This window comes from Frankia sp. CeCAU1 (genome assembly GCF_977971845.1).
In genome coordinates this window covers 14,594-23,273 of record NZ_CDWWXA010000061.1, presented here as the reverse complement: position 1 = coordinate 23,273, position 8,680 = coordinate 14,594, and the positions used below count along the sequence as shown (strand labels likewise).

The following is an 8,680-nucleotide window of genomic DNA, read 5'->3' as shown; positions in this document are numbered from 1 at the left end:
GTCTCGGGCCGGGTGCTGCCGGCCGGGGCGATCGGCCTTGAGTTCAGCGAGCAGACCCTCGGACTCGCCGCGCCGATGGTGCCCCGGTTGCTGACCCGGCTGCGTGCCCTCGGGGTGGCGATCGCCGTCGGGTCCTTCGGCACGTGGCTGGGCTCGTTGGCCGTGCTCGACCAGCTGCCGTTGAACCTCGTCAAGATCGACGGTCTGTTCCTGCGGGCGACGATGAAGGACCTCGAGGGTGAGGCCGTGCTCGCGGCCATCGTCCGGCTTGCCCACCAACGCGGCCTGCCCGTCGTTGCCGACGATGTCGACACCGCGCGCCTGGCGTCCCGGGTGGTGGATCTCGACTGCGATCGCGCCATCGGACCGGTGTTCTGTCCGCCGGTGCCGGTGGAGGACGCTCGGATGATCGCTCTCGGGCGCGGCCGGCCCGACCGCTGGTACAAGCCGTCGCATTCCGACGACCGGATGCGGGAGTGGGCGCGGGCCGCAGCCGGCTGACGCCGCCGCGGGAGCCCGGTCGTCAGGTGCCGAGCGGCATCCCCCGTACGATCGGCGACGTGCGGGACGAGCTGGGACTGCGATTCGTCAAGGGCCACGGGACGGGCAACGACTTCGTCCTGCTGCCGGATCCCGACGGGGACCTCGACCTCACCGCGGACCTGGTGCGCGCGCTGTGCGACCGACGGGCCGGCATCGGGGGCGATGGGGTGCTGCGGGTGGTGCTCTGCGCCGCGGTTCCCGAGGCGGCCGGTCTGGCCGGCCGGGCGCGCTGGTTCATGGACTACCGCAATGCTGATGGTTCGGTTGCCGAGATGTGCGGTAACGGTGCCCGGGTGTTCGCCCGCTACCTCGTCGACGCCGGATACGCCCAGCCCGGACGGTTCCACGTCGCGACCCGCGCCGGGCTGCGGCTCGTCGAGGCCGCGGTGGACGGTGACGTCACGGTCGACATGGGACCGCCGCGGATCATCGACGGACCCGGGGCCCCGGTCACCGTCGCCGATCGTGACTTCACCGCGACCGCGGTCTCGATGGGTAATCCGCACGCGGTCTGCTTCGCCGGCGACCTGGACGTCGCCGGGCTGCGTCGGCTCGACCTGACCCGACCACCATCGTTCTCCCCGGTTGACTTCCCGGACGGGGTGAATGTGGAGATCGTCGTTGACCGGCCGGGTGGGGTGGCGATGCGGGTGTTCGAACGTGGGGTCGGGGAGACCGCGTCCTGCGGCACCGGTGCCTGCGCGGTCGCGGTGGCCTGGGCGGCCCGGCGGGGTGCTCGGCCGGCGGGTGCGCCGGTCGAGGTCGAGGTGGATGTGCCCGGCGGCGGCCTGGTCGTGATCTGGCAGCCGGAGACCGTGCTGTTGCGAGGGCCCGCCGAGCTGGTCTTCGACGGCGTGCTGCGCCATGCGGAGGCCCATGACCCGGTCGGGTGAGGTGTCCGTTTCCTGCAAGACCCGGCCCGCCTGCCTGCCCTACGGTGCCCTCATGCCACCATCGTTCACCCTGACCGGTGTGATCGTCGCTGATATGGCCCGGTCCCTGGCGTTCTACCGCCGGCTCGGCCTCGATCTGCCCGCCGGGGCCGACGCCCAGCCGCACGTCGAGGTGCAGCTGCCCGGCGGTCCACGCCTCGCGTTCGACAGCGAGGCGACCATCCGATCCTTTGATCCGCGCTGGTCGGCGGGTACCGGCTCGCCGCGGGTCGGGCTGGCCTTCGCCTGCGACACGCCGGACGAGGTCGATGAGGTCTACGCCGACCTCGTCGGCGCCGGTCACACCGGCCACCTTCCGCCCTGGGACGCCTTCTGGGGCCAGCGGTATGCGGTCGTGCTCGATCCAGACGGCAACCACGTCGACCTCTACGCCCCACTGCCCGTAGCGGCCGCGACATCCGCGACATCCGCGACATCCGATACCGAGACGTCCAGCTCGTCCTGAACGTTGACATTTCGGATGAGGTGAGTCGGCGGAACTCCGGCGAGCGCGCGTACCTCCCGGGCGAGGTGCGCCTGGTCGGCGTAGCCGGCCTCGGCCGCCACGACCGCGAACGGGATGCCGGCCCGCGCCGCGTGCAGGGCGTCCTGCATCCGGAGGATCCTGGCGAGCGTCTTCGGGCCATATCCGAAGACGCGCCGGCAGCGACGCAGCAGCTGGCGTTCGCTCAGCCCGGCTGTGCGCGCGAGGTCGTCCACAGGCGCCCGGGCGCGGGCACCCGCCAGAACGGCGGGAACCAACCGGTCCACGAGCGCCGGGTGAACGGGCCGGGCGGCGATCGACGACTCGAATGCGACCAGGGGATCAGCGGCCATGGCGAGCCGCTCGGCGAGTCGCTGCGCCGGTCCGTCGCCCCACAGGTCGGCGAGCGGGACGCGTTGGTCGCGCAGTTCGTCCGCGGCCACTCCGAGGTGGGATGGTCCAGAGCCCGAGTCGAAGCGGAGCCCGACGTGCCGCACGCCTGGTGCCCAGCGCACCAGCTTCGCCGCCGTGTCCGGCCCCGCGACGATCAGATTGGCGTCGGAACTCCAGATGATGTCCATGCATCCGTCCGGCAACACTCGCCGACTGCCCACCACACCTGTACGCCCTGTGCGCCCTGTGCGCCCTGTGCGCCCTGTGCGCTCGGTGCGCTCGGTGCGCTCGGTGCGGTCCGAGGGCCCGGTGCGGTCCGGATGCCGGTCCGCCGTCGTCCGCGTGGTGCCCGGGGGGTGTCCAGGGGGAGTCGGGCGGCCCGAGCTGTCCCAGATCGTCGCGGCGAGGCGGTGGGCCCGTCTTTCGTGGTACTCGTGGTACACGTCGCAGAGGCTACGTCGGCGGGGCGGCAAAACGGTTCGCGATCGACGTGGTGACGTGGGACCCTGGTTGGCGACGGGATTCGCCGGGAAACGGGGGGAGGCGCGCCACGAGTGCGGCAGGGTCTTCCGGTCCGGCGGATCCTCCTCGGGCCACCGGGTCGTGGGGCCCGGCCGGAGCAGGCGGCACGGAATGATCGCGGAATGGTGCGGTAGCGGGCCGCGTTGAGAACGGATGGTATGACACTTCCTGCTGACGCCTTCGATGCGTCCACTCTCGACAGATCTCTCATCAAGCTGACCGATGCCGATTCGTCTTACCTGTCGAACTTTTTCGACGATTCTGGGGACGGTTTCGACCTGGAGGATCGCGCCGCGTTGCGGCGGGTTCCCGGTCTCGCCACCGAGCTCGACGACGTTACCGAGGTCGAGTACCGGCAGCTGCGGCTGGAGCGTGTCGTCCTCATCGGCGTATGGACGTCGGGTTCCCCGCGGTCGGCCGAGAGCTCCATGGCGGAGCTCGCGGCGCTCGCCACGACCGCCGGTTCGGTGGTGCTCGACGCGCTCGTGCAGCGTCGCGACCGGCCGGATGCCGCGACTTACGTCGGTTCGGGCAAGGCCCGCGAGCTCGCCGAGGTCGTCGCGGCGACCGGCGCGGACACGGTGGTCTGCGATGGCGAGCTCACCCCGGGTCAGCTGCGGCAGCTGGAGGAGGTCGTCAAAGTAAAGGTCATCGACCGGACGGCCCTCATCCTGGACATCTTCGCCCAGCACGCGACCTCCCGCGAGGGCAAGGCCCAGGTCGAGCTCGCGCAGTTGCAGTACATGCTGCCCCGGCTGCGTGGGTGGGGTGAGTCGATGTCGCGGGCCGCGGCCAGTGGCGGCGGCCGGGCGCCCATCGGTACCCGCGGTCCCGGTGAGACGAAGATCGAGACCGATCGTCGGCGGCTGCGGGCCAGGATGGCGCGGTTGCGCCGCGAGCTCGCCGCGATGACGACCGTGCGGGAGACCAAGCGTTCCGCCCGGCGGCGGGGCGAGGTCCCCAGCGTGGCGATCGCCGGTTACACCAACGCCGGTAAGTCGTCGCTGCTCAACCGGCTGACCGGCGCGGGTGTCCTGGTCGAGGACGCGCTGTTCGCCACCCTCGATCCGACCGTGCGGCGGGCGACCCTGCCGGACGGCCGGGCCTTCACCCTGACCGACACCGTCGGATTCGTCCGGCATCTGCCGCATCAGATCGTCGAGGCGTTCCGCTCGACGCTGGAAGAGGTCGCCGATGCCGATCTCATCCTGCACGTTGTGGACGGATCATCGCCGGATCCGGCCGCGCAGATCTCCGCCGTGCGCGAGGTTCTCAACGACATCGACGCGGGCGGCGTTCCCGAGCTGATCGTCGTCAACAAGGTGGACGCCGTGGAGCCGACGGTCGTCGCGGGGCTGCGCCAGCTCGCCCCGGACGCCGTGTTCGTCTCGGCACGCACGGGCGAGGGGCTGGCCGCGCTGGTCGACGCGCTCTGTGCCCGGGTGCCGCATCCCGACGTGGAGATGCGCGTGCTCGTGCCCTACACCCGGGGCGACTTGGTCTCCCGGGTGCACGCGAACGGCGAGGTGCTCACGATGGAGCACACCGAGACCGGTACCCGGCTGTCCGCCCGGGTTTCCTCGGGACTCGCAGCGGAGCTGCACGCCTACCGGGCCTGAGCCCAGGAGCGATCAGACGCGAGGCAACCCGGCCGGCCGCCCGACGGGCGGCCGGCCGATCCACATCAAACCCTGCGGAGCACAGCCACGATCCGGCCGAGGATGGTCGCATCCTCACCGGGGATGTCGGCGAAGGCCGAGTTCTCCGGATGTAGCCAGATCTTGCCGTCCCGAAGCCGCAGACGCTTGACCGTCGCCTCCCCGTCGATCATTGCGGCGACGATCTCCCCGTTGTCCGCGACCGGCTGCTGGCGGACGACCACCCAGTCACCGTCGCAGATCGCCGCGTTGATCATCGAGTCGCCGACGACCCGGAGCAGGAACAGAGTGCCCTCGCCGACGATCTCCCTGGGTAGCGGGAAGACGTCCTCGACCGCCTGCTCGGCCAGGATCGGGCCACCGGCGGCGATCCGGCCCAGCACCGGCACGTAGGCCGCGTCCGACTTGCTTCCTTCGGTGGTGCCCGGCGCCGCCTCACCGATGATGGGAATCGTGCCCGCCACCGTCGTCGTGCCCGCCACCGTCGTCGTGCCCGCCACCGTCGTCGCGCCCGCGCCCACATCCGCGCGTCGCCGGGGGTGCTCGACGGTCAGCACCTCCATCGCTCTCGGGCGGTTCGGGTCCCGCCGCAGGTAGCCCTTCTCCTCGAGCACCCTGAGCTGGTGAGCCACACTACTGGTGCTGGTGAGGCCGACCGCCTCACCGATCTCCCGCACGCTGGGCGGATACCCGCGCCGCTCCACCGCGGCCCGGATGACCTCCAGCACCTTGCGCTGCCGGGGGGTCAGGCCCGCGTCCGTGGGGCCTTCGGGAAAGGCTCGCACGTTGCCGCGGGTTCCGCCCCGGCGCGTACCCCTGCCTTGGCTAGTCATCGCTTACCGCTCTCCTCGTCGCGTTTTTCTTCCGCCGTGCGGCCACCGGCCGGCCGGCGACCGCACGGCGGACCGTCCCGCTCCGGAAGCGGTCACCTACCGACTCGCCGCCGTCCGTGACCGGGGGAAACCGCCCGGTTCACACCCGATCGACTCGACGGTAACCGGCGGGTCGCAGAATCTCAAACGTCTGTTCGAGCGTGTCCCTGGCGGTTTCCGGTTCCCGATGCGACAATCGACCACGCGTTCGATCGAACGAAGGTTCGATCTTCGGCGTTCGGTGTCGTCGGAACGGGAGGGTGCCGTGGGATCCGCACACAGGGCGCGGGTCGTCGACCTGTCGATGGCCAGGGACCGGGTGGGTCGTCGGCCGGCGGGATACCCGCCGGGTCGCCCGCCCGCACCCCCGCCGCTCCGGCTGACCCGGCGGGGTCGGGTGGTGGTGGTATCGGTCGTCGTGGCGGTCGTCGTGGCGGTAGCAATCATGATCATGCCTGGGGTGTCGATTGCCGGGCCGGATACCGCGGAGGCGCCGCGGCACCATCTGGTCGTGCCGGGGGAGACGCTGTGGGAGGTGGCAGTGGCGCTCGACGAGAGCGCCGACACCCGGGTCATGGTGGACCGGTTGATGCGGCTGAACCACCTGCGGTCACCACTGATCGCCCCGGGCCAGTCGTTACTCCTTCCCTGACGCCCGGCTTCCCGGCTTCCCGGGTCCACGAGTGTCTCGGCGCAGGGTTCTCGCGCACCGTCGTCTTTCGTCCACGTGCGGTGCCACGTGCGATGCGGACCACACGGACCATACGGGGGTGCTGTCCTCATCTCTGGGGCCGTGCGCTACCTTGGACACAACATCTGGTGCTTACCGGGGTGTAAGTCATCCACAGGTTGTTCCACAGGTCTTCCGCGGGGAGCTGGCGGTCCATCCACAAGGTGGTCTGTCCGGCGTGGATGCCGGGTCCTCAACGGTGTCCCTCATCCCCGGTCCGGGGCGGTCGGCTCCGGCGCGGGCGAAGGAGGCGTAGCGCGTGCGGTGCCCGTTCTGCCGGCATCCGGACAGTCGCGTCGTTGACAGTCGGGAGGCCGAGGAGGGTTCGGCGATCCGCCGCAGGCGGTCCTGCCTGTCCTGCGGTCGCCGGTTCACTACGATGGAGGAGGCGTCCCTTCAGGTTCGCAAGCGCAGTGGGGCGGCCGAGCCGTTCAGCCGGGCCAAGGTCATCGCCGGTGTCCGCAAGGCCTGCCAGGGCCGGCCGGTGCGGGATGATGATCTCGCGCTTCTGGCGCAGCGGGTAGAGGACGCCGTCCGCTCGTCGGGGTCGGCGGAGGTGCCCGCGGAGGCGATCGGCCGGGCGATCCTCGGTCCGCTCCGTGAGCTCGACGAGGTGGCTTATCTCCGCTTCGCCTCGGTGTACCTGGCCTTCGAGTCGTTGACTGACTTCGAGTCCGCGATCGCCGCGTTGCGCTCCGAGGCCGCCGGACCTCCCACCGCGCGGGATGGACCAGCACGACCGGTCCCGCGCGGCGCCGTCGATGCCTCGCCGGTGATCGGCACCCAGCAGGTGCATAGCAGGTAGGGCCGGGACTGCTCGACCGAAAGCGTCATACATCGCCCTGGCTCGCCGTGCCGGCCCGGTCCCGCCGGCGACGGGTGACATCCCGCGTCGCGGCCGTGCGAGGACCGCGGACCTCCCGGACGGCACGCATGCGGCCCGGCTCGACCTGGCTGGTGCCGTTCGCCGTGCGTGTGTTCGCCGTGCGTGTGTTTGCCGGGCGCGTGCTCGTCCCCGCGGGCACCGCCGTGCGTCGAGGTCCGGCCCCGCACCGTCCCGACGTCCGCTGGCTGCGGCCTGGGGCGGGGATGCCCACAACACATTGTTGAAGGTTGAAGCTGACGAGTGAAGACGAGGAGCGTCATGACCGACAGCCGCGGCACGAAGCCGAGCAGGTCAGCGGCGAAAGCGAGTGGGTTGAAGATCCAGCGGTCACGTACCACCGCCGGCGTCCACCCGTACGACGAGGTCACCTGGGAGTCCCGGGACGTCGTCATGACCAACTGGCGGGACGGCTCGGTCAACTTCGAGCAGCGGGGAGTGGAATTCCCGCAGTTCTGGTCGGTGAACGCCTCCAACATCGTTACCAGCAAGTACTTCCGTGGGGCGCCCGGCACGCCGGGGCGGGAGTGGTCGCTGCGGCAGTTGATCGATCGGGTCGTGCACGCCTACGGCGCGGCCGGCCGCGAGCACGGCTACTTCGCCTCGGACACCGACGCCGAGATCTTCGAGCACGAACTGACCTGGATGCTGCTCCACCAGGTCTTCAGCTTCAACTCGCCGGTCTGGTTCAACGTGGGAACCCCCGCGCCGCAGCAGGTCTCGGCGTGCCAGCCCTATGACGCCCTCGTCAGCACGCCATCCGGTCTGGTTCCCATCGGCGCCTTGGTGGAGACGGACGCGGTGGGGACGAAGGTCTTCGACGCGCACGGTCTGACCCAGGTGATCGCGACCAAGTCCAACGGCGTCAAGGACGTCCTGCGGATCTGGACGAGGGCCGGTCACGCGCTCGACGTCACCGCCGATCATCTGGTGTGGCGGAGCACCTCCGCGGGTGCCGGGGCCTTCGTCCCCGCCGGCGCGTTGCGGGCCGGGGACACCCTCGAGTGGCATCGCACCATCGCCCCGGGCGAGGGTGAGATCACTTCACGGGAGATCGCCGAGGCGGCGCTCGCGGGCCGGCTGCAGGCGGACGGTTTTGTTGGTCGGTACGCCGGTACGAACGCCTCGCTGACCATCGAGGCGATGACTGTGCCGACCCGGCTGTATGACGCTCCGCTACCCGTTGTCGCGGCTTATCTGCGCAGCCTGTTCCAGGCCGATGGCTACGTGTCCCGCCGGGAGCGCTCGACGCTGATCGGGCTGGACATGATCAGCGAGGGCCTCATTCGCGGGGTGCAGGGTTTGCTCGCCCGGTTCGGCATCTTCGCGCGGGTACGCCGCGAGGCGGATCCGCGACCCGACCGCCACGACCTCTGGAGCCTGGGCATTCAGAACGCCGGTGACCGGCGGACGTTCGCGGACGAGATCGGCTTCCTCGATCCGGTGAAGGCCGCGAAGCTGGAGACGTCGTTCGATCAGCCCGGCCAGGCCGCGAAGCCGGTGAAGCGGTTGCAGATCGAGCGCATTGAGCCGCGCGGGCCGATGCCGGTCTACGACATCCAGACCGACAGCGGCGAGTACCTCTCCGCCGGCCTCCGTGTGCACAACTGCTTCATCCTCTCCGTGGACGACACCATGGAGTCGATCCTGAACTGGTACCGGG

Annotated in this window: 9 protein-coding genes; 7 read left to right on the top strand and 2 right to left on the bottom strand. The window is 70.6% G+C overall.

Annotated features, from left to right (window positions below; genetic code table 11):
- From AC08OO_RS12610 to AC08OO_RS12600, 3 genes are all read left to right on the top strand, one after another.
- The coding region (locus tag AC08OO_RS12610; RefSeq protein WP_476618533.1) for an EAL domain-containing protein at nt 1-501 on the top strand (501 nt) is incomplete at its 5' end.
- Between the two features lie 59 nt (nt 502-560).
- Complete coding sequence (gene dapF / locus AC08OO_RS12605; protein ID WP_476606199.1) at nt 561-1,436, top strand: diaminopimelate epimerase; 876 nt, start codon at nt 561-563, stop codon at nt 1,434-1,436.
- The gene (locus AC08OO_RS12600) at nt 1,420-1,941 is read left to right on the top strand and encodes a VOC family protein (RefSeq protein ID WP_476610174.1); all 522 of its coding nucleotides are present in this window, start codon (nt 1,420-1,422) and stop codon (nt 1,939-1,941) included. The genes dapF and AC08OO_RS12600 overlap by 17 nt, the downstream gene beginning before the upstream one ends.
- Here the strand turns inward: AC08OO_RS12600 and AC08OO_RS12595 are convergent.
- Nucleotides 1,863-2,540, bottom strand: coding sequence for a helix-turn-helix domain-containing protein (locus AC08OO_RS12595; RefSeq protein WP_476610175.1), 678 nt, complete (start codon nt 2,538-2,540; stop codon nt 1,863-1,865). The two genes, AC08OO_RS12600 and AC08OO_RS12595, sit on opposite strands and share 79 nt — an antisense overlap.
- Before the next feature lie 492 nt (nt 2,541-3,032).
- Between AC08OO_RS12595 and hflX the strand changes: the two genes are divergently transcribed.
- Entirely contained in the window at nt 3,033-4,493 is a 1,461-nt protein-coding gene (hflX, locus tag AC08OO_RS12590) for a GTPase HflX (protein WP_476610176.1), read from the top strand.
- A 65-nt stretch (nt 4,494-4,558) separates the two neighbouring features.
- On the opposite strand, the gene lexA is transcribed toward hflX, so the two are convergent.
- Nucleotides 4,559-5,365 (bottom strand): transcriptional repressor LexA, encoded by an 807-nt coding sequence (gene lexA, locus AC08OO_RS12585; protein WP_476610177.1) that lies wholly within the window; start codon nt 5,363-5,365, stop codon nt 4,559-4,561.
- 304 nt (nt 5,366-5,669) lie between these two features.
- Here lexA and AC08OO_RS12580 point away from each other — a divergent pair, with 304 nt between their 5' ends.
- The 3 genes from AC08OO_RS12580 to AC08OO_RS12570 form a co-directional block, all read left to right on the top strand.
- Nucleotides 5,670-6,056, top strand: coding sequence for a LysM peptidoglycan-binding domain-containing protein (locus AC08OO_RS12580; RefSeq protein WP_476610178.1), 387 nt, complete (start codon nt 5,670-5,672; stop codon nt 6,054-6,056).
- A 337-nt stretch (nt 6,057-6,393) separates the two neighbouring features.
- A complete protein-coding gene (gene nrdR / locus AC08OO_RS12575; protein WP_476610179.1) occupies nt 6,394-6,939 on the top strand; it encodes a transcriptional regulator NrdR in 546 nt (181 codons plus the stop codon).
- A 339-nt stretch (nt 6,940-7,278) separates the two neighbouring features.
- Nucleotides 7,279-8,680 (top strand): LAGLIDADG family homing endonuclease (locus AC08OO_RS12570; RefSeq protein ID WP_476618532.1); only part of this gene is annotated, 1,402 nt, incomplete at its 3' end.

Excerpts from the sequence above, each read along its gene's own strand:
- AC08OO_RS12600 (WP_476610174.1), top strand. The coding sequence starts at position 1,420 with ATGACCCGGTCGGGTGAGGTGTCCGTTTCCTGCAAGACCCGGCCCGCC.
- AC08OO_RS12595 (WP_476610175.1), bottom strand. The coding sequence starts at position 2,540 with ATGGACATCATCTGGAGTTCCGACGCCAATCTGATCGTCGCGGGGCCG.
- lexA (WP_476610177.1), bottom strand. The coding sequence starts at position 5,365 with ATGACTAGCCAAGGCAGGGGTACGCGCCGGGGCGGAACCCGCGGCAAC.
- hflX (WP_476610176.1), top strand. The coding sequence starts at position 3,033 with ATGACACTTCCTGCTGACGCCTTCGATGCGTCCACTCTCGACAGATCT.